This window comes from Nocardioides sp. J54 (assembly GCF_000519005.1).
Taxonomy (GTDB): Bacteria; Actinomycetota; Actinomycetes; order Propionibacteriales; family Nocardioidaceae; genus Nocardioides.
On the sequence record NZ_JAER01000003.1, the window covers coordinates 124,555 to 144,036 of the forward strand.

18 protein-coding genes and 2 riboswitches are annotated in these 19,482 nt (G+C 72.8%); of the genes, 3 read left to right on the top strand and 15 right to left on the bottom strand.

What is annotated here, in order from left to right; translation table 11 throughout:
- Nucleotides 1-8 precede the first annotated feature (8 nt).
- From NOCJ54_RS23585 to NOCJ54_RS0103160, 5 genes are all read right to left on the bottom strand, one after another.
- The gene (locus NOCJ54_RS23585; RefSeq protein ID WP_051485419.1) at nucleotides 9-989 is read right to left on the bottom strand and encodes a cobalamin biosynthesis protein; all 981 of its coding nucleotides are present in this window, start codon (nucleotides 987-989) and stop codon (nucleotides 9-11) included.
- Complete coding sequence (locus NOCJ54_RS23590) at nucleotides 986-3,394, bottom strand: cobyrinate a,c-diamide synthase (protein WP_198020082.1); 2,409 nt, start codon at nucleotides 3,392-3,394, stop codon at nucleotides 986-988. Before NOCJ54_RS23590 ends, NOCJ54_RS23585 begins: the two co-directional genes overlap by 4 nt.
- A gap of 65 nt (nucleotides 3,395-3,459) precedes the next feature.
- Entirely contained in the window at nucleotides 3,460-4,074 is a 615-nt protein-coding gene (cobO, locus tag NOCJ54_RS0103150; protein ID WP_028654311.1) for a cob(I)yrinic acid a,c-diamide adenosyltransferase, read from the bottom strand.
- Nucleotides 4,074-4,847, bottom strand: coding sequence for a uroporphyrinogen-III C-methyltransferase (gene cobA / locus NOCJ54_RS23595; protein WP_051485421.1), 774 nt, complete (start codon nucleotides 4,845-4,847; stop codon nucleotides 4,074-4,076). Before cobA ends, cobO begins: the two co-directional genes overlap by 1 nt.
- A complete protein-coding gene (locus tag NOCJ54_RS0103160) occupies nucleotides 4,847-6,937 on the bottom strand; it encodes a VWA domain-containing protein (RefSeq protein ID WP_442937281.1) in 2,091 nt (696 codons plus the stop codon). Before NOCJ54_RS0103160 ends, cobA begins: the two co-directional genes overlap by 1 nt.
- A 46-nt stretch (nucleotides 6,938-6,983) precedes the next feature.
- Nucleotides 6,984-7,127, bottom strand: a riboswitch (cobalamin riboswitch).
- A gap of 32 nt (nucleotides 7,128-7,159) precedes the next feature.
- Here NOCJ54_RS0103160 and cbiE point away from each other — a divergent pair.
- Complete coding sequence (gene cbiE / locus NOCJ54_RS0103165) at nucleotides 7,160-8,395, top strand: precorrin-6y C5,15-methyltransferase (decarboxylating) subunit CbiE (protein ID WP_051485422.1); 1,236 nt, start codon at nucleotides 7,160-7,162, stop codon at nucleotides 8,393-8,395.
- A gap of 33 nt (nucleotides 8,396-8,428) precedes the next feature.
- Here cbiE and NOCJ54_RS0103170 read toward each other — a convergent pair whose 3' ends face one another.
- The 6 genes from NOCJ54_RS0103170 to NOCJ54_RS0103195 all read right to left on the bottom strand — a co-directional run bounded on the left by NOCJ54_RS0103170 (nucleotide 8,429) and on the right by NOCJ54_RS0103195 (nucleotide 15,755).
- Nucleotides 8,429-9,196 (bottom strand): cobalt-precorrin-4/precorrin-4 C(11)-methyltransferase, encoded by a 768-nt coding sequence (locus tag NOCJ54_RS0103170; RefSeq protein WP_198020083.1) that lies wholly within the window; start codon nucleotides 9,194-9,196, stop codon nucleotides 8,429-8,431.
- Entirely contained in the window at nucleotides 9,193-10,722 is a 1,530-nt protein-coding gene (locus tag NOCJ54_RS0103175) for a precorrin-2 C(20)-methyltransferase (RefSeq protein ID WP_036516632.1), read from the bottom strand. The genes NOCJ54_RS0103170 and NOCJ54_RS0103175 overlap by 4 nt, the downstream gene beginning before the upstream one ends.
- A complete protein-coding gene (locus tag NOCJ54_RS0103180; RefSeq protein WP_028654316.1) occupies nucleotides 10,719-11,399 on the bottom strand; it encodes a precorrin-8X methylmutase in 681 nt (226 codons plus the stop codon). The genes NOCJ54_RS0103175 and NOCJ54_RS0103180 overlap by 4 nt, the downstream gene beginning before the upstream one ends.
- Nucleotides 11,396-12,241 (bottom strand): nitrite reductase, encoded by an 846-nt coding sequence (locus NOCJ54_RS0103185; protein ID WP_028654317.1) that lies wholly within the window; start codon nucleotides 12,239-12,241, stop codon nucleotides 11,396-11,398. Before NOCJ54_RS0103185 ends, NOCJ54_RS0103180 begins: the two co-directional genes overlap by 4 nt.
- Nucleotides 12,242-12,299: 58 nt before the next feature.
- Nucleotides 12,300-12,492, bottom strand: a riboswitch (cobalamin riboswitch).
- A 45-nt stretch (nucleotides 12,493-12,537) separates the two neighbouring features.
- Nucleotides 12,538-13,716 carry a class I SAM-dependent RNA methyltransferase gene (locus NOCJ54_RS0103190; RefSeq protein ID WP_028654318.1) on the bottom strand — a complete coding sequence of 393 codons (1,179 nt, stop codon included), beginning with the start codon at nucleotides 13,714-13,716 and terminating at the stop codon, nucleotides 12,538-12,540.
- A complete protein-coding gene (locus tag NOCJ54_RS0103195; protein ID WP_028654319.1) occupies nucleotides 13,713-15,755 on the bottom strand; it encodes an APC family permease in 2,043 nt (680 codons plus the stop codon). Before NOCJ54_RS0103195 ends, NOCJ54_RS0103190 begins: the two co-directional genes overlap by 4 nt.
- Before the next feature lie 77 nt (nucleotides 15,756-15,832).
- On the opposite strand from NOCJ54_RS0103195, the gene NOCJ54_RS0103200 reads away from it, so the two are divergent.
- Entirely contained in the window at nucleotides 15,833-16,483 is a 651-nt protein-coding gene (locus NOCJ54_RS0103200) for a potassium channel family protein (RefSeq protein ID WP_396954759.1), read from the top strand.
- 27 nt (nucleotides 16,484-16,510) lie between these two features.
- Nucleotides 16,511-17,185, top strand: coding sequence for a potassium channel family protein (locus tag NOCJ54_RS0103205; RefSeq protein WP_028654321.1), 675 nt, complete (start codon nucleotides 16,511-16,513; stop codon nucleotides 17,183-17,185).
- Between the two features lie 18 nt (nucleotides 17,186-17,203).
- On the opposite strand, the gene NOCJ54_RS0103210 is transcribed toward NOCJ54_RS0103205, so the two are convergent.
- Genes NOCJ54_RS0103210 through dut form a run of 4 tightly spaced genes read right to left on the bottom strand, consistent with a single transcriptional unit; the run spans nucleotide 17,204 to nucleotide 19,481 of the window.
- Entirely contained in the window at nucleotides 17,204-17,968 is a 765-nt protein-coding gene (locus NOCJ54_RS0103210; RefSeq protein WP_084254885.1) for a DUF3159 domain-containing protein, read from the bottom strand.
- On the bottom strand, nucleotides 17,965-18,324 hold the full coding sequence (locus tag NOCJ54_RS0103215) for an OB-fold nucleic acid binding domain-containing protein (RefSeq protein WP_028654323.1): 360 nt from the start codon (nucleotides 18,322-18,324) through the stop codon (nucleotides 17,965-17,967). Before NOCJ54_RS0103215 ends, NOCJ54_RS0103210 begins: the two co-directional genes overlap by 4 nt.
- Nucleotides 18,325-18,329: 5 nt before the next feature.
- The gene (locus NOCJ54_RS23600; protein ID WP_051485423.1) at nucleotides 18,330-18,989 is read right to left on the bottom strand and encodes a DUF3710 domain-containing protein; all 660 of its coding nucleotides are present in this window, start codon (nucleotides 18,987-18,989) and stop codon (nucleotides 18,330-18,332) included.
- A 36-nt stretch (nucleotides 18,990-19,025) separates the two neighbouring features.
- Nucleotides 19,026-19,481 (bottom strand): dUTP diphosphatase, encoded by a 456-nt coding sequence (gene dut / locus NOCJ54_RS0103225; RefSeq protein WP_036516634.1) that lies wholly within the window; start codon nucleotides 19,479-19,481, stop codon nucleotides 19,026-19,028.
- Nucleotide 19,482 lies beyond the last annotated feature (1 nt).

Consider the following 19,482-nt stretch of genomic DNA (forward strand, 5'->3'; position numbering starts at 1 on the left):
GCTCGACGTCAGCCAGCTGGGCGTGCGCCGCCGGCAGGCCACCGCCACGACGAGCGACCGGTGACCGCCGCGAGCGCACCCGTCGCGACGGCGGCCGCTGCGCCGACGCGTTTCGCCAGGTCCGTGGCCCTCGGGATGTCCCCGGGGGTCGTCGGCGGGCCGTCCCCCATCGTGGGCCGGTGCTCGACGCGTTCGCCGTACCTGTTCGTACCGCCCAGCACGATCTCCAGCGCACCAGCAAAGGCTGACTCCACGACGCCGCCGTTCGGGCTGGGGTGGCCGGCTGCGTCCCGCCTCCAGACCCGCCACGCGTCCGGGGCGTGCGAGGGCGCTGCGCCCAGCACGGCGAGACCCGCAAGCCGTGAACCGGGAAGGTTGAGCAGGTCGTCGAGCCGGGCCGAGGCCCAGCCGAAGTTCTGGTGACGGGCGTTGCGGTACCCCACCATCGCGTCCAGGGTGTTCGACGCCCGGTGGGCCAGCAGGCCCGGTACCCCTGCCACGGCGCCCCAGACCAGCGGGGCCGTGACGGCGTCCGAGGTGTTCTCGGCGACCGACTCGACCACCGCCCGGGTGATCTGCTGCGGCGAGAGCGAGCTGGTGTCACGTCCCACCAGGTAGGTCAGCCGGTGGCGTGCGCCGTCGAGGTCGTCCTCGTCCAGGAACCGGTGCACCGCCAGGGCCTCCCGCTCGAGGCTGCGTCCGCCCAGGACGGTCCAGGTGGCCGCGGCCGTGACCGCGGCGTGCAGCACGGGCCGGCCCCGTGTGGCCCGCTCGACTCCGACCCCGAGCGCCGCGCACCCACCCACGAGGAGCGAGGTGTACAGCACCCCGCGCGCTCGAGAGTCGGCGTGCAGGCTCCGCTCGAGACGGGCTGCGACCGTGCCGAAAGCCGCCACGGGGTGGCCCCGACGCGGGTCGCCCAGGAGGCGGTCTGCGGCGAAGCCGAGCAACAGGCCCGACGACCTGGACAGGCCTCGCGACCCGTTCATGCGCCGATGGCGGACGGCTGGCCCACCGGGACGTCGTCGAGCGCCCGGAGCAGCTCGGCCATCGTGTCCGGCGGTCGGACGGCGATTCTGGCCCACGCGCCGTCCAGCCCGGGAAAGGTGTCGGCGCGGCGTACGGCGACGCCGTGGGCGCGCAGCGCCTCGCGCGTTCCACAGCCCAGGCGCGCGAGCACGAAGGACGTGCGTGAGTCCACGACCTCGTACCCCCGATGCTGCAGGGCTGCGACGAGCCCGGTGCGCCACTGCTCGACCCGCTCTGCCCGACGCGCCGCCTCGGCCGCGGCCTCCCCGGCGGTGCAGGCGATGGCCGCGGCGATGGCTGGCGTGGAGACCGACCAAGGCACCTGCCTGGCAGCGAGCCCCGCGATGGCGCGCTCGTTCCCGAGCACGTAGCCGGCCCGGATGCCTGGGATCGACCAGTGCTTGGTCAGGCTCCGCACGACCAGGAGGCCCCGCCGGCGGTCCGTCGAGAGTGACTGGCCCTGGTCGGTCACGGCGTCCATGAACGCCTCGTCCACGACGACGACGCGCTTGGGCCGGCGCAGCTTGAGGATCTCCTCGGCCGGGTGCAGGACCCCCGTGGGGTTGGTCGGGTTGCCCACGAACACCAGGTCGGCGGTCTCGGGGACGGCCGAGGCGTCGAGACGGAAGGCGTCCTCGGGGCGGCAGCTGACGACGGTCACCTGGTGACCTGCGCGCTCGAGCGCGGCGTGGGGCTCGGTGAACTGGGGGTGCACCACGACGGGGTGCCGCCACTGCTTCCACCGGGCGATCAGCTCGAACGCCTCGGCCGCGCCGGCAGTCACGAGAACCTCGTCGGCGCGTCGGTGATGCAGGTCCGCGATGGCCTCGCGGGCCGGGGTCACGTCCGGGTACTTGGTCGAGTGCTCGAGGCCGTCCCGCAACGCCGCCTCGAGCCACGAGGGCCGAGGCTCGGGATGGACGTTCACCGCAAAGTCGAGCAGTCCACGTCCGGTCTCGACATCCCCGTGGTGGAGCAGCGGATCAACGACGGCGTCGTCCGACCTCGGGCGAGGCACGGCCGCGGCCTGGGGGGCGGGAGCCACGACCGGCGTTGCCCTGGACGCCGCGTGCGCCAGCCGCTCGGCCATCACCGGGTGCCCGGCCCAGTGGGTGTGGAGGTAGGAGGCATGGAGGGTGGGGGTGGCGACGCCGATGAGCTCGCCGTCGACCTCCCAGGCGGGCGCCCACCCCCGGGTGGGGGCGGTCAGGGTGGTGCGGTGGAACTCGTGGCCGTTCACCCGCTCGCCCGCCCGCGTGAGCAGGTTGTCGCCGGCAGCGACTGCCGCCGGGTAACGCAGGGTCAGGCGCTTCGACATGGCGGCACCGGTCCCGATGACACCGGCCATCGTGGACCCGTCCAGGTCGTCCAGGAGGTAAAGCAGTCCGGCGCACTCGGCGACCGTCGGGAGAGCGCCCCGCACGGCGTCGCGCACCTGGTCGAGCAGGGCCCGGTTCCGGGCCAGCTGCTGAACATGCACCTCGGGGAACCCGCCGCCGAGCAGCAAAGCCCTGGTCCCCTCGGGCAGCGAGCGGTCACGCAGGGGGTCGAACGGGACAACCGTGCAGCCGGCTGCCCGCAGCAGCTCCTCCGTCTCGGCGTACGCGAAGGTGAACGCTCGTCCGCCAGCAACGGCCACGACCGGAGACTCGCCCTCCACCCGGCGTACCTCGCGAAACGGGTCCCACACCGCGTCGGTGAGGTCGGGGGCCCGACGCGCGACTTCGAGCACGGCGTCGAGGTCGACGTGGCGTGCCACCTGCTCCCCGAGGCGGGCGACCACCTCGACGGACTCGTGCCGCTCCCCTGCCGGGACCAGCCCGAGGTGGCGTGACGGTGAGGAGATCGAGTCGTCACGAGGGACGACGCCGAGCACGGGCAGGCGCAGGCTCCGCTCGACCTCGGCGACGTTGCGCGGGGAACCGGCCCGGTTGAGGATCACGCCGACGACGTCGACCTCCGCGTCGTAGGCGGCCATGCCCGCGACGACGGCCCCCACGGAGCGCGACATCCGGGCGATGTCCACGACCAGCACCACCGGCGTACGGGTCAGCTTCGCGACGTGGGCCGTCGAGGCGAAACCGTCGGCGCCGATCCGGCCGTCGTGCAGCCCCATCACCCCTTCGACGACCGCGACGTCGGCGCCTCGGGCGCCGTGCAGCAGCAGCGGGGTGATGCGCTCCTCCCCCACCAGGTGCGGGTCGAGGTTGCGGCCGGGGCGTCCGGTCGCCAAGGCGTGGTAACCGGGGTCGATGTAGTCGGGCCCGACCTTGTGGCCCGACACCTCCAGGCCGCGGGCCCGGAGAGCGGCCATGAGGCCGGTGGAGATGGTGGTCTTGCCCTGGCCCGTCGACGGGGCGGCCACCACAACGCGCGGCAGTGTGGTCGGGCCCGACGATCCCGGCTGGGATGTTGCGAGGTCGCGCACCGTCACCACTCGATTCCCCGTTGGCCCTTCTGGCCCGCGTCCATGGGGTGCTTGATCTTGCCCATCTCGGTGACGAGATCGGCCACCTCGATCAGCTCCGGGGCGGCGCGGCGGCCGGTGATGACGACGTGCTGCTTCCCGGGGCGGTCACGCAGGGTGGTGACGACGTCGTCGAGGTCGACCCAGCCCCAGGCGATCGGGTAGGTGAACTCGTCGAGGACGTACAGGTCGTGCGTCTCGACGGCGAGGCGGCGCTTGATCTCCTGCCATCCCTCGGCTGCGGTCCGTGCGTGGTCCTCGGCGTCGCCCTGCTTCTTCGTCCAGGACCAGCCCGCGCCCATCTTGTGCCACTCGACCGGTCCGCCCTCGCCACTCTCCTCGTGCAGGCGACCGAGGCGCTCGAGGACGGTCTGCTCCCCGATGCGCCACTTGGCGGACTTCACGAACTGGAAGACGCCTATGTTCCAGCCCTGGTTCCACGCCCTGATGGAGAGCCCGAAGGCGGCGGTGGACTTCCCCTTGCCATCCCCGGTGTGGACCATCAGGAGCGGACGGTTGCGGCGCTGGCGCGTGGAGAGACCGTCATCAGGGACGGTGAGCGGCTGGCCCTGGGGCATCAGATGACCTCTTCCAGAACGTGGGTGTCGGTGGCGGCCGCGAACGAGGCGACCTCTCCGATGACGGTGATGGCAGGCGGTTCGACATGGGCTGCCCGGACGGCGATGTCGGCGACGGACCCGCTCACCACTTGCTGGTCCGGGTGGCCCCCACGTGCGATGACCGCCGCAGGCGTGGCTGGGTCGAGCCCGTTCTCCATCAGTGCCTCGGTGATCGCCGGCAGGGTGGCCACGCCCATGAGGACGATCAGCGTGGTGCCGGAGCGAGCGAGGGCGCCGTAGTCGAGAGTGGAGGCGGGGTGCCCGGGCGGCACGTGGCCGGAGATGACGCTGAAGCCCTGGACGACTCCGCGGTGGGTGACCGGGATGCCGCCGAGCGCGGGGACGGCCACCGACGAGGTGACGCCGGGGATGACACGCACCGGGACGTCCGCCTCGGTGCAGGCGAGGACCTCCTCCATCCCGCGGCCGAAGACGAACCCGTCGCCACCCTTGAGACGGACGACGCGGCGACCGCGTCGAGCGTGCTCCACCAGGAGGTCGTTGATGCGTTCCTGCGGGGTGAAGGCCCCGCGCGGCAGCTTCGCGACGTCCACGACGAGCGCGTCGGGTCGGGCCCAGGCCAGCGCCTCCTCCGGCGCGAGATGGTCGACCAGCAGGACGTCTGCCTGCTCGACGGCGGACCGTCCGGCGACCGTCATCAAGCCGGCGTCGCCGGGGCCACCGCCGACCAGCGCGACGGTGCCGGGGAGCAGGGGCGCCAGCGAGCCCATCAGGCCACCCGCCCGTTCACGACGTCGACGAGGCCGGTCGCGCTGACCCGGGCCATGGGGACGTGCTCGGCCTGCAGGTGGCCGGAGAGAATGCGCGCGAGCCCGAGCCGCAGCGGCCCCTCTTCGCAGTCGACGACGACGCTGGGGACCCGCATCGCCGCGACGTGGGCCGCCGCCAGCCGGGAGCGGTCGACGGCGTCGGCCCCGGAGGTGGCGCGGCCGTCCGTCACGACCACGAGCAGCGGCCGCAGTCGGTCGTCCCGGAGCCGCTCCCGCCGGACGACGTCCGCCGCGGTCAGCAAACCCTCCGCCAGAGGGGTGCGCCCCCCGGCCGGGAGCTCGTCGAGCAGGGCTGCGGCCACCTCGACCGACCCGGTGGGTGGCAGGGTCACGTCCGCGTCAGTGCCGCGGAAGCTGATCATCGCCACCTTGTCCCGGCGTCGGTACGCATCGGTGAGCAGCGACAGGATCGCGGTCTTCACCTGGACCATGCGACGCCGGGCAGCCATCGAGCCGGACGCGTCCACGCAGAACAACAGGAGGTTGGCCTCCCTCCCCTCGCGTACGGCGGTGCGCAGGTCGACCGCCGCGAGCGCGAAGCGCCCACCCGGCCCACGCGTCGATCCGGTGGCGTAGCGTTCCGCCGCGGCTCGCAGGGTCTCCACCAGGTGGAGCGTCCCGGTCCCACCAGCTCGGGTGGCGCCGACCCGGCGGCCGCTGGCGCCAAGGGCGCGGCTACGGCGCCCCGGCGTACCTCGGCCGACCCCGTCGACGGTGAACAGACGCGGTCGGTACGCGGACTCGGCCGCCACGGTGCTGGAGCTGCCCTCCCCCGGGGGGTGCGGCGCCGGCGGCGCGGATGGCGCCTGGACGTCCGCCTCGGCACCGGCCGGTTCGGGCACGTCGTCCCTGCCGTCGGTCGGGACCTCGTCGGGGCTGCCGGCGTCGGCCCCGGAGCCGTCGGACGGCGACGCGGGGTCCTCGGACGGGTCCTGGCTGTCCTCGGGACCGTCGGTGGGGTCCGTGGGCCCGTCCGGTTCCGGCGGCGGCTCGGGGAGCTCGTCGTCGCCGAGGACCTCGTCGAGCAGCTTCTCGTCCAGGCCGGGGGCGTCGAAGGGGTTGCGGCGACGGCGGTGCGGAAGTGCGAGCAGGGCCGCGGCGCGAATGTCTGCTCGAGTGACGAACCGACGGCCGGCCCAGGCGGCGTGCGCCACGGCCGTTCGGGCGGTGACGATGTCGGCACGCAGGCCGTCCACCTCGAAGGCGGCGCAGACCTCGGCGACCTTGAGCATCGCCGCCTCCCCCAGGGTGACCTCCTCGACGCGCTCGCGAGCCAGCGCGATCCGTCGGGTGAGCTCGGCCTGGCTGGCCGCGTACCGCGCGACGAAGCCCGCGGGGTCGCGGTCGAAGGCGAGGCGGCGCCGCACCACCTCGACGCGCAGGGCGGGATCGCGTGGGGCGGCCACCTCGACGGTGAGGCCGAAGCGGTCGAGCAGCTGGGGGCGAAGCTCACCCTCCTCCGGGTTCATCGTGCCGATCAGCACGAACCGGGCGCTGTGGCCGATCGAGACGCCGTCCCGCTCGACCGTCACCTGGCCGGTGGCGGCGGCGTCGAGCAGCAGGTCGACGAGGTGGTCGTGGAGCAGGTTGACCTCGTCGACGTACAGGACGCCGCGGTGGGCGCGAGCCAGGAGCCCGGGCTCGAACTCGACGGCGCCGGCAGTGAGCGCCTTCTCGAGGTTGAGCGAGCCGAGCACCCGGTCCTCCGTGGCCCCGACCGGCAGCTCCACCAGACGGACCGGACGGCTCACGACCGCACCGGAGCTGGCGAGGAGGTCGGGCGAGGTCGCGGCCGGGTCGTGCGGGTCGGCGGAGAACCGGTCGCCGTCGCGGACGTCGATCCAGGGCAGCACCTCGGCCAGCCCCCGGACCGTCGTCGACTTGGCGGTGCCCTTCTCGCCGCGGACGAGCACGCCGCCGATCTCCGGACTGATCGAGCTCAGCACGAGGGCGAGGCCCATGTCGTCGAGACCGGAGGCGGTCGTGGGGTCGTACTCGCAGCCGACGACGGCAGAAAATGGGTACTTCAGTGGCACGTTGAGGCTCCCGCTCGTAGGCCGTGGATTGGCTCACGCGAGGCCGGTCTTCGGACTTGCCGAGTCACTCCTGACGGAGTGCTCGACTCACCGCAGCGGGCCTGTGCCGGACTCTCACCGGCTTCCCAGATTCTCCCCGTTGCCCGTCCCCACCGTTTCCGATGGCTGGGGCGCGGGGGCACCTCACGTGTTGGGCTGACGATAGCCTCTCGACTCGTGGATGACGTGACGGCCCCTCCCCGTGGACACCTCGTGACCGTGGTGGGAGTGGGGGCCGACGGGTCGCTCCAGCCGGCTGCGGAGACGCTCCTTCAGGAGGCGGACGTGGTCCTCGGTGGCCGACGCCACCTCGACCTCGTGGCCCCGGTGCCGGGGCAGGAACGACGCCCGTGGCCCTCGCCGCTCGCGCCTTCCCTGCCGGCTCTGCTCGACGAGCTGCGCGGACGTCGGGTGGTGGCCCTGGCGTCCGGTGACCCGATGGTCTCGGGCATCGGCACGACACTCGTACGCGCCCTCGGCGCCGAGGCCGTCCTGGTCATCCCCGCGGTCTCCTCCGTGGCCCTGGCACGCGCACGTATGCGCTGGTCAGCCGAGGAGTCGGTGGTCGTGACGCTGGTCGGACGACACGAGGCACGGGTGCTGCGGGAGGTCGCTCCAGGGCAACGGATCCTCGTCCTGACGTCCGGGTCGCAGACAGTTGCGAGCGTGGGCCGGCTGCTGACCGAGGCGGGCCATCCTGACGCTGTCATCACCCTGCTCGGGAACCTCGGGACCGACACCGAGTCGCGGTACACGAAGACCGCCCAGGAGTGGGCTGCGACGGCCGTCGACACCGTCCCGCCGCTGCATGTCCTGGCGATCGAGATCCCCGCGGGCGCCTCGGCGTGGCGCTCGTCGTGGGTGGCAGGCCTGCCCGACGAGGCTTTCGAGAACGACGGGCAGCTCACCAAGCGCGACCTTCGGGCCTCGGCCCTGGCTCGTCTTTCCCCGGCACCCGGTCAGCACCTGTGGGACGTCGGCGCAGGCGCCGGCTCCATCGGCATCGAGTGGATGCGCGCCCACCCCACCTGCCGCACGACCGCGGTGGAAGCTGACTCGGAGAGGGCGGCACGGGTGGCACGCAATGCGACGCGTCTCGGCGTGCCCGACCTCCGTGTGGTGGAGGGTCGCGCGCCTGACGCGCTCGCAGGTCTCGAGCCTCCGCACGCGATCTTCATCGGCGGCGGAGCCACGCGCCCCGGCGTCCTCGACGCGTGCCTGGCTGCGCTGCGTCCGGGCGGACGCCTCGTCGTGCACGGTGTGACGCTCGAGACGGAGTCGCTCCTCGCCGAGGCCTACCGGACGCACGGCGGCGAGCTCACCCGCCTCGCGGTCGAGACGACGCACCCAGTCGGCACGTTCACCGGCTGGACGCCCCTGCGGACCGTGACGCAGTGGAGCCTGCGCCTCTGAACCCGTAGGGACGCGTCTCGCAACGACCATGGTCTACGAGGGTCGCTTCGTGAGGCGGTCCCGCTCGCGGCTGTACAGGTACGACTCCCCTCCTGCAAGGGCAGGCGCCTCAGCCAGCGCGCGTCCGACCAGGATGACAGCCGCCTGACGCAGCCCAGCCGCATCCACCTGATCGGCAATGGTGTCGACGGTTCCGCGCAGCACCAGCTCCTCCGGCTGGCTGGCCCGGTAGACGATCACCACCGGGCAGCTTTCCCCGACGACCGGTCCGAGCTCGGCCATCAGGGACCGGGTCCGGGTGATCGCCAGGTGCAGCACCAGGGTGGCGCCGGTGGCGGCGAACTGGGTCAGCGACTCGCCATCTCCCATCGGGGTAGACCTTGCCTGCGTCCGGGTCAGCACCACCGATTGCGCCACCAGCGGCACCGTCAGCTCACTGCCCACCCGGGCGGCCGCCGCCGCGTACGCGGGGACTCCGGGCGTCACCTGCCAGGTGACCCTGGCAGCGTCGAGCCGACTCGTCTGCTCGTGCAGGGCGGAGTACAGCGACGGGTCGCCCGAGGTGAGGCGCACGACCTGGTGGCCGGCGTGGAAGCCGTCGACGAGGTGCGCGGTGATCTGGTCGAGGTCCAGGTCCTGGGTGTCGACCAGGGTCGCCTGCGGACCGCAGTGGGAAAGGACCTCGGGGTCCAGGTAGGTCCCTGGGTAGAGCACGACGTCGGCGTCAGCCAGCAGTCGCGTCGCGCGGACCGTCAGGAGGTCGGCGGCCCCCGGACCCGCACCGACGAAGTGGACGGTCACCGCACGTACCTCGGGGTCCAGACGCCGGCCGAGGAAACGCGGGTCGATGAGGCGCCCACGATCAGCAGGCACTTCATGTCGATCGTGGCTGGATCGAGCGCGCCCAGGGTGGTCACGGTGAGCGCCTCCTCGGCCCTCCCGACGTCACGGCCCACCACCACGACCGTGTCGGGGTCCTTGTGCTCCAGCAGCACCCGGCGCGCCGTGGCGACCTGCTCGGTGCGGCTGCGCGAGGCCGGGTTGTAGATGGCGAGGACGAGGTCGGCCTCGGCCACGGCTCGCAGCCGCCTCTCGACGACCTCCCAGGGCTTGAGGCGGTCGGAGAGGCTCATCACCGCGAAGTCGGCCCCGACCGGGGCGCCGGCGCGGGCCGCCACGGCCTGCACGGCGCTCACCCCCGGGAGCACCCGGACGGGGACCTTGGCGTACGCGGGGTCCTCGGCAGCCTCGAAGACGGCTGCTGCCATGCCGAAGATGCCGGCGTCACCACCCGACACGACGGCGACCTTCTCACCGCGCCTGGCCAGGTCCAGCGCGAACGCGGCCCGGTCGACCTCGACCGTGTTGCCGGAGGCGTGACGGGTCAGCCCGGCACGCTGCGACACGCGGCTGACGTACGGCGCGTAGCCCACGACGTGGTCGACGTCGGCGAGCGCGGCGCTCACCTCGGGGGTCAGCCAACCGTCGGGGCCGGGGCCGAGGCCGACGACCAGCAGTTCGGCCGGACCGGCCTGGTCGGCTGTTGCCGCGACCGCCGTCAGGTCGCTCGTCTCGCGGGAGCGCCGTCCGTTGAGGCTGTCCCCGGTGACCACGATCAGTGAGAAGTACGGGACCGATGCTTCGTCGACCTCGGTCACCGGGATCCAGCGTTCCTCCGGCATCGACGCTCGCTCCACGTACAAGGCGTGCTCGAGGCGACCAGCCGCGGCGAGCGCGCGACGTACGGCGGGGAACGTCCGCCCCAGCTTCATGATGATCGCACCGTCGGTGTCGGCCAGCCGTCGCGCGAGCTCGGGCTCGGGCAGCGTGCCGGGCAACACGGTGAGCACGTCGGTCTGACGGACCAGTGGACTCCCGGTCGCGGCTGTGGCCGCCAGGAAGGCCGGGACGCCGGGCACGATCTCGGTCGGGAAGCTGTCGGCGAGGCGGTCGTGCATGTACATGTACGAGCCGTAGAAGAGCGGGTCCCCCTCCGAGAGCAGGACGACGTTGCGACCAGCGAGCAGGTGGGCGGCCAGGCGGTCGGCCGACTCCTCGTAGAACTCCGCCAAGACCCCGGCGTACCCGCCCGGGTGGTCGGTCGTGCCGGTGGTGACCGGGTAGATGAGCTCCTCCTCCAGGACATCGGCCGGGAAGAGCTCGGCGGCGATGCGGCGCGCGTTGGACTGCTTGCCCCGCGCCGCGTGGTAGGCGATGACGTCTGCATCCCCGATCAGGCGCGCGGCCTTGCGGGTGATCAGCTCGGGGTCCCCGGGACCGACGCCGACGCCGGCGAAGTGGCCGATGGCGGAGGTGGACGTGCTCATTCCTGCTCCTGGGCAAGTGCGTTGAGGGCCGACGACGTCATGGCGGATCCACCTCGGCGGCCGCGGACGGTGACGAACGGGATGTCGATGCCGTGGTCGACGCGGAAGTCCTCGAGGGCCTGCTTCGACTCGGCGGCACCGATGAACCCCACCGGGCAGCCGACGATCGCCGCAGGGCGCGGGGCGCCGTCCACGAGCATCTCCAGCAGGTGGAAGAGGGCGGTCGGCGCATTCCCGATGGCGACCACCGAACCCTCGAGGTACGGCTCCCAGAGCGAGACCGCCGCCGCGGTGCGGGTGGTTCCCCACTCTTCCGCCAGGGCAGGCACCTCAGGGTGGTTGAGGGTGCAGATCACGTCGTTGTCCGCGGGGAGGCGGCTACGCGTCACGCCCTTCACCACCATCGTCGCGTCGCAGAGCACGGGCGCACCCGCCTCGAGGGCGGCGCGGGCCGCCGGGACGAGGTCCGGGTGGACCACGAGGTCACCGACCAGGTCCACCTGTCCGCTGCCGTGGATCATCCGCACAGCCATCTTCTCGGCGCTCACCGGTACCCGGGAGAGGTCGGCCTCGCGTCGGATCGTGGCGAACGAGTCGACGTAGATCGCCGCACCCCGGTCGATGTACGGGTAGTGGCGCCCCGGACGACGAGGCTGGAACGTGGACAGGTTGCTCATGAGGACTCCTCGGGGACGAGAACGCCACGCCAGGGGGTGACGACGAGTTCGGGCGCCGCGGCGCACAGGCGCTCCACGGCGGGACGGTCGAGGCCGTCCTCCGGCACGGGGACGTGCTCCCCGCCGGGGACGGAGCCGTACGACAGCGGGGGCGACCGGTCCGGCAACTGCGCCGAGGCAGGCACCGGGGCGACCAGCTGCGACGCCAGTTCGTGGACGTGCCACGCAGCCCCCGGCCCCGCGCCGCGCACCTCGAGGAAACGCAGAGCCAGGTGGACCAGCCGCTCCTGGACGCCCTCGAGTGGGACGACCGGACCCCAGCCGGTGCCGATCCGCAGCTGCGCCTCGTCGGGACCGAGCGCGACCAGTCCGAGGTCGCAGGTGCGGTCGAGCAGGTCGCCGCGCCCGTCGTCGAGCACGAACAGGAACCGCCCGGGGAGTGCACCGAGGGCAGGTGCGGCCAGCAGCGCAGCGTCCAGCGCACCTACCACGGGGCGCAGGTCTGCACGCCCGCCGGCCAGCCCGGTCTGGGGCGACGCCATGACGTTGCGCGCCAGGTCGTGGGTTCGGCTGGGCAGCAGGCCCGTGTCCTCGATGGCCGCGAGCGCGGGCTCGGCGAGCTGTGTGGTGCCGGGCTTGGCGGGTAGACCCCGAATCTGCAGGTTGGTCCGCGTGGTCACGTGCACGTGTCCATCGCCATGACGCTCGGCCACGTCGAGCAGGGCCAGCAACGCGTCCGCACTGACGTTGCCGCCGGGGAGTCGCAACCGGACCAGGAGTCCATCATCAGCGGACCAGGGGCGCAGAGCGCCGGGGCAACGGTCGGGCCGTGAACGAGTCACCGGAGATCACCATGTTTCGAGTCCGGGTCCGTACGCGGGACCCACCATGACCCGACGACGGTTGTCGTCAGGGCCAGCAGGTCTTCGGACTTGGATCAACCGGGCGCGGACGCCTTCCCAGGATCCGCAGACCCCAGTGGCTGCCGTTGCCGGCATGTCCGTCCCGTCCCCTCACCGCTGCGCGTCAGCTCCGGATTCTCACCGGATTCCCTGACTCCACGTGGGAGTACGACTGGCTGATCGTGACGATACCGCGCCGGCACGACGGCCCGCTGTCGGGCCTGTTGCACGATCGTTCAGCGCGGCCGGGCGCAGACGTCCGCAGGCTCCAGCAACGCAACGCATTCGACGTGGTGCGTCATCGGGAAGAGGTCGAAGGCGCGCAGCGTGACCAGTCGGTAGCCGTGCTCGGCGAAGAGGGCGACGTCGCGGGCCAGCGCAGCGGGGTCGCAGGCGACGTGGGCCACGGCCCGGGGCCGGCGGGCGACGACCTGCTCCACGACCTCGCGGCGGGCGCCGACCCGGGGCGGGTCGAGGACGACGAGGTCGACGCGGTCCCACTCCGGCGGCAGGCCACCGGCGAGCACGGTGGCCACGTCGCCGGCGCGGGCGACGACGCCGGGGCAGTTGCGCTCGGAGAGCGCGGAGGCGGCGCGATCGCCCTCGACGGCGGCCACCCGGCCGGTGGGGCCGACGGCGTCGAGCAGGAAGCGGCTGAACAGGCCGACGCCGGCGAAGAGGTCGAGCACGGACTCCCCCGGCTGCGGGTCGACCGCGGCGAGGACGGCGTCGACCAGGGCGCCCGGGGCGCCGGGGTGGACCTGCCAGAAGCCGCCGTCGGCGACCTCGAAGGCCCGCCCCGCCACGGCGTACGACGGACCGGTCGGCGCCTCGAGCAGGCACTCGTCGACGGGGACGACGTCGTGGGAGCGGTGCTTGCGCATGCCGCGCCCGCCGCCCGGCAGCTCGACGTAGCGCTGCCGCGTGCGCCAGCGCAGGCCGGCCTCGTCGCCGGGGACCGGCTCGACGGCGACGTCCACGTCGAGGCGGGCGACGCGGCGCAGCTGCTCGCGGACCACGTCGGCCTTCAGCCGGCGCTGGGCACCGAGGTCGACGTGCTGGAAGTCGCAGCCGCCGCAGAGTCCGGGGCCGGCGTACGGGCAGGGCGGGGTGACCCGGTCGGGCGAGGGGTCACCGAGCAGCTCGACGGCGTCGGCGCGCCAGAACCGGTCGCCCTCGGTGCCCTCGGTGACCTCCAGGAGCACCCGCTCCCCCGGCAACGCGTGGCGGACGAAGACGACGCGTTGCTCGTCGCCGTCACCGGTGGGCACGCGGGCGACGAAGTGGCCGCCGTGGGCGACCGGGCCGACCTCGGCCTCGAAGCGGCGACCGACGACGGAGGCTCCCCGGGCCTGGCGGGCGCGCGGTCCACCGGGCCGCCCCCGGCGAGCGGGACGGCGCTGCGGGCGGCTCACCGTGGCACCTGGCGGTCGCGCCGCTCGTCGACCCGGCCCCGGCGCAGGTCACCGGGACGCACCCGGTGCTCCTCGCGGGCCTCGCGCTCGGCCGCGATCTCCGACGAGCGCAGCTGGTAGGGCACCGAGGTGACCATGACGCCGGGGGTGAACAGCAGCCGGCCCTTGAGGCGCAGCGCGGTCTGGTTGTGCAGCAGCTGCTCCCACCAGCGGCCCACGACGTACTCGGGGATGTAGACGGCGACCACGCCGCGCGGGTTGGCCTGCCGGATCGCCGTGGCGTACTCGACGATCGGCCGCACCACCTCGCGGTACGGCGAGTGGAGCACCTTGAGCGGGACGCCGGTGTTGCGGTCGTCCCACTCCTCCATCAGTCGTGCGGTCTCCCGCTCGTCGACGGAGACGTAGACGCCCTCGAGCGCGTTCGGCCGGGTCGCCTTGGCGAACGCCAGCGCCCGCAGGGTCGGCTTGTGCAGCTTGGAGACCAGCACGATCGCGTGCACCCGGGTCGGCAGTGCCTTGTCGGTCTCGTCGGCGGCGAGCTCGCGCTCGACGTGGTCGTAGTGGCCCTTGATCGCGCGCATCACGGCGAAGAAGAACGCCATGGCGAGCACGGTGATCCACGCGCCCGCGAGGAACTTCGTCAGCAGCACGACGACGAGGACGACTGCGGTCAGGGACAGCCCGACGGCGTTGATGGCGCGCGAGCGGATCATCCGGCGCCGCTCGGCCGGGTCGCGCTCGGTCGCGAGGTGCCGGCTCCAGTGGCGGATCATGCCGAGCTGGCTGAGGTTGAACGAGACGAAGACGCCGACGATGTAGAGCTGGATCAGCTTCGTCGTCTCGGCGTCGAAGGCGAGGATCAGCACGATCGCCATCGCGGCGAGGAAGACGATGCCGTTGCTGTAGGCGAGCCGGTCACCCCGGGCGCCGAGGGCGCGCGGCGCGAGGCCGTCCTTGGCGAGGATCGAGCCGAGCACCGGGAAGCCGTTGAAGGCGGTGTTGGCGGCCAGGACGAGGATCACGCCGGTGACGACCACGACGAAGTAGAAGCCGGGGCTGAAGTCGTGGAAGACCGCGTCGGCGATCTGCGCGATGATCGCGTGCTGGTCGTAGCCCTCGGGCAGCGGGACGCCGTCGCGGGTCAGCCGCTCGAGCTCGTGCGGGTCGACGTACCTCACGCCCATCTGCTTGGCGAGCACGATGACGCTCATCATCATCGTCGCCGCGATCATCCCGAGCATCAGCAGCGTGGTGGCGGCGTTGCGGCTCTTCGGCCGCCGGAACGCCGGGACCCCGTTGGAGATCGCCTCGACCCCGGTGAGGGCGGCGCAGCCGGACGAGAACGCGCGGGCGAGCAGGACGATCAGGCCGAACGTGGTCAGCGGCTCCTCCCAGCCCTCCTTCGGCGTGATCTCGAGGCTGGCGCTCTCCGCCATCGGCAACGTGCCGGTGCCCATCTCCAGGAAGCCCCAGGCGCACATGCCGAGGATCGCGAACATGAAGAGGTACGTCGGCACCGCGAAGAAGGATCCCGACTCCCGGATGCCCCGGAGGTTGATCGCCACCAGCAGCAGCACCATCACCACCGCCACGGTCGCCTCGTGGTGCTGGAACGACGGGATCGCCGAGGCGGCGTAGTTGGCGCCGGCGGAGATGGACACCGCGACGGTCAGCACGTAGTCGACGAGCAGCGCGCTCGCCACCGTCATCCCGGCGGTCCGGCCGAGGTTGACCGTGGCGACCTCGTAGTCGCCACCACCGGACGGGTAGGCGTGGACGGTCTGCCGGTACGACGCGATGACGGCCGCCATCACCAGGACGACGGCGATGCCGACCTTCCACGACCACACGTACTGCGCAGCGCCGGCGATGGCCAGCATGATGAAGACCTCGTCGGGCGCGTACGCCACCGAGGACAGGGCGTCGCTCGCGAACACCGGCAGCGCGATCCGCTTGGGGAGCAGCGTCTCCCCCAGCTGTGCGCTGCGGAGCTTGCGCCCGAGCAGGATCCGCTTCGAGACGTCACCGACACCCACGTGCGCAACGGTAGGGCATGCGGCGCCCGCGCCCGTGAACGCCGGTGCGTTAGCGTTCTCGCGTGCACGTCGTGATCATGGGATGCGGCCGGGTCGGCTCGACCCTGGCGCGCAGCCTCGAGGACCGCAACCACACCGTGTCGATCATCGACAGCGAGCCAGACGCCTTCCGGCGCCTCGGTCCGGGCTTCAACGGCGACAAGATCCCCGGCATCGGCTTCGACCAGGAGGTGCTGGAGAAGGCGGGCATCCAGCGTGCGGACGCGTTCGCGGCGGTCTCCAGCGGCGACAACTCCAACATCATCGCCGCCCGGGTGGCCCGGGAGACCTTCGGGATCCAGCAGGTCGTGGCACGTATCTACGACCCCGGCCGTGCCGAGGTCTACCAGCGGCTGGGCATCACCACGGTCGCGACGGTGAAGTGGACGGCCGACCAGGTGCTGCGCCGGATCCTGCCGGCCGGTGCCGAGCCGGACTTCCGGGACCCGTCAGGCACGATCCGGGTCGACCACATCCCCTCCCCGGAGAGCTGGATCGGCGCGCGCGTCGGTCGCCTCCAGGAGCAGGGCCGGTGCCGGGTCGCGTGGATCGACCGGCTGGGCGAGGGCATCCTGCCCGACCGCGACAGCGTGATCCAGGAGGGCGACATGCTCCACCTGGTGACCCGCGAGGAGACCGCGGAGCTGACCTACGAGGTCCTCGGGCGCGGTCCCGAGCAGGCCGACTGACCCGAGCAAGACCGAGGAGAGCAGCCGATGCGTGTCGCCATCGCCGGAGCCGGAGCCGTGGGTCGTTCGATCGCGAGCGAGCTGATCGAGAACGGCCACGAGGTCCTGCTGATCGACAAGTCGCCCGCCTCGATCCGCCCCGAGCGGGTCCCGGACGCGGAGTGGCTGCTGGCCGACTCCTGCGAGCTGTCGTCGCTGGAGGAGGCGCGCCTGGACAAGTGCGACGTGGTCATCGCCGCGACCGGTGACGACAAGGCCAACCTGGTCACCTCGCTGCTCGCCAAGACCGAGTTCGGCGTGCCGCGCACGGTCGGCCGGGTCAACCACCCGAACAACGAGTGGTTGTTCACCGAGGCGTGGGGCGTCGACGTCAACGTCTCGACGCCGCGGATCATGTCGGCACTGGTCGAGGAGGCGGTGACCGTCGGCGACCTGGTCCGGCTGTTCACCTTCCGCCAGGGCAACGCCAACCTCGTGGAGATGACCCTGCCCACCGACTCGCCGTACGTCGGCAAGGCGTCGGGCCTGATCCCGCTGCCGGAGAACTGTGCGCTGGTCACGATCCTGCGCGACAGCCAGGTCTACGTGCCCACGCCCGAGCAGCCGGTCGAGGCCGGTGACGAGCTGTTGTTCGTCGTCCCGGCCGAGGCCGAGGACGAGCTCGAGCGGCTGCTCGCGCCCTCCGCCCACCCCGAGAAGTAACGGCGGGCACGGCGCGGCTCAGGCCGCCTCCGGCTCCGCCTCGAGCGGGGTCGCGTTGCGGGCGAGCAGCCAGATCATCAGTGACCACGAGGCGATCCGCAGGATCCACCCGAGCACGGTCCGCAGGCTGAAGATGAGGACGACGGCGAGGTCGGTGCCGATCACGCCGCGGTCCCCCATCAGCCAGATCGGGCCCTGGAGCAGCACCCCGATCGCACCCGGGGCGAGCATCACCCAGGTGAGCCGGCTGCACAGCCGGACCACCTGCGGATTGTCGTGCCAGCCGACGGGGTCCTCGGCGACCGCGCCGAGCATGAAGCCCAGCGCCGGCCAGCCCACGAGGCAGGACCCGCCGAGGACGACGGTGTAGGCGAGGCTGATCAGGATGCCGGGCAGGAAGAAGGCGAGCTTCTTCTCGTCCTCGGTCGCACCGGCGCTGTCGGCCCACTGCACGAAGACCCAGCCGATGCCGATGCCGAAGATCGCGTTGAAGACGTACTGGATGCTGCTGCGCTGCACCAGCCGGAGCAGCAGCGCGACGCCCGCGACCCCGAGGCTGGCGATGAGCGCCCAGCGCAGGTTGTCAGTGGGCAGCCAGATGGCGGTGAAGACGAGGCCGGGCACGGCCGCCTCGACCATCCCGCGGCGGCCGCCGAGGGCGGCGGCGAGCTGGTGGCGCACCAGCGCCTCGACGGTGTCGACGCCGATCTTCTTGCCGGCCTCGGCCGAGAGCGTGTGCTCGTGGTCGGGGTGGTCCTCGCCGGTGCGCCCGGTGCCGCTCACAGGAGCTCGTACCGCGGGTTGTAGAGGACCCGGACGGCGTCCTGGGTGCCGACCCGGCCGCGGACCTCGATGGCCCGGCCGGGTCCGATGCCGGCGATCCGCCGGCGCCCGAGCCAGATCACGGTGACGGTGCCGGTGCCGTCGTACAGCTCGGCCTCGAGGGCGGGCACGCCGCCGCGCGGGCGCAGGGTGACGGTGCGCAGGGTGCCGCGCAGGCGGACCGGGGTCCGCTCGGGGGCGTCGGCGATCGAGACGACGCCCTCGATGGTGAACTCCTTGCGGAGCTCACGGACGTCGGCCTCGTCACTGCTGGCCCACCGGCTGATCGTGCGCCGCAGGCGGCTCTTCGTGCCCATCGGAGTCAGCTCGCCGGGACGGCCTTCGGCTGCGCGCCGTCGGGCAGGGACAGCGGGAGCTGCTCGCCGACCGGCATCGCGTGCGTGCCGCGGCGTACGGCGAGCCGGGCGATCGCGTCCTCCCACTCCTGGGCCTTCTCCGGCTCGCGGGCGGGCTCGCCGAGGAAGGTGGCGCGCAGCAGCCAGCGGGAGCCGTTGACCCCGATCACGCGGGAGGTCTGGGTGCCGACCTGGCCGTCGGCGCGGGTCATCCGCACCTCGCACACCAGCTCGGTGCCGAAGCGGCCCTCGCGCTCGGTGGCGGTGCCGCCACGGCGGGCGGCGTCGGCGGCGATCTGCGGGCGGATGTCGCTCCACAGGTCGCCGTTGCGCGGGGCGGCGAAGGCACGCAGCTCGAGCGCGCCGGCGTCGCTGGCCAGCAGCACGGCCCGCACCTCGCCGGACTTCTCGTCGACCTGGACCCGCAGGTCGCGGTCGGCCAGCGGGGCGACCAGCAGGGAGCCGAGGTCGAGCCGGGGCACGCCGTCGTCCGGCAGCTCATCGACGTCGTACGGACCGGTGGCGGGGGTGTCGTCGGCCGTGCCGGCCTCGCCGGTCGTCTCCTCCACGGACTCGTCCGTGGCAGCCTCGGCCGCCGCGGCGGCCCCCTTGCGCCGCAACCTCACGTTGTACTCCTCCTCGGGCTCTCGAGAGCCTGTCCGTCAGGCTCCACCGAACCCGCCGGTAGAACCGTAGCCGCCACCACCACGCACGCTGTCCGGAAGGGCGTCGACCGCGACGAACGAGGCTCGTTCGAACCGCTGGACCACCAGCTGGGCGATCCGGTCGCCGCGCCGCAGCACGATCGCCTCGGACGGGTCGTGGTTGATCAGCAGCACCTTGATCTCCCCACGGTAGCCCGCGTCGATCGTTCCCGGGGTGTTCACGATGGACAGGCCGTGACGGGCGGCCAGCCCGGAGCGCGGGTGGACCAGCGCGACGTAACCGTCGGGCAGCGCGACGGCGATGCCGGTCGGCACCAGCGCCCGCTCGCCGGGCGCCAGGGTGACGTCGACGGTGGTGACCAGGTCGGCCCCCGCGTCACCCGGGTGGGCGTACGACGGCAGGGGCAGGTCGGGGTCCAGCTGCTTGACGGCGATCTCGAGGTCGTGCGGCACG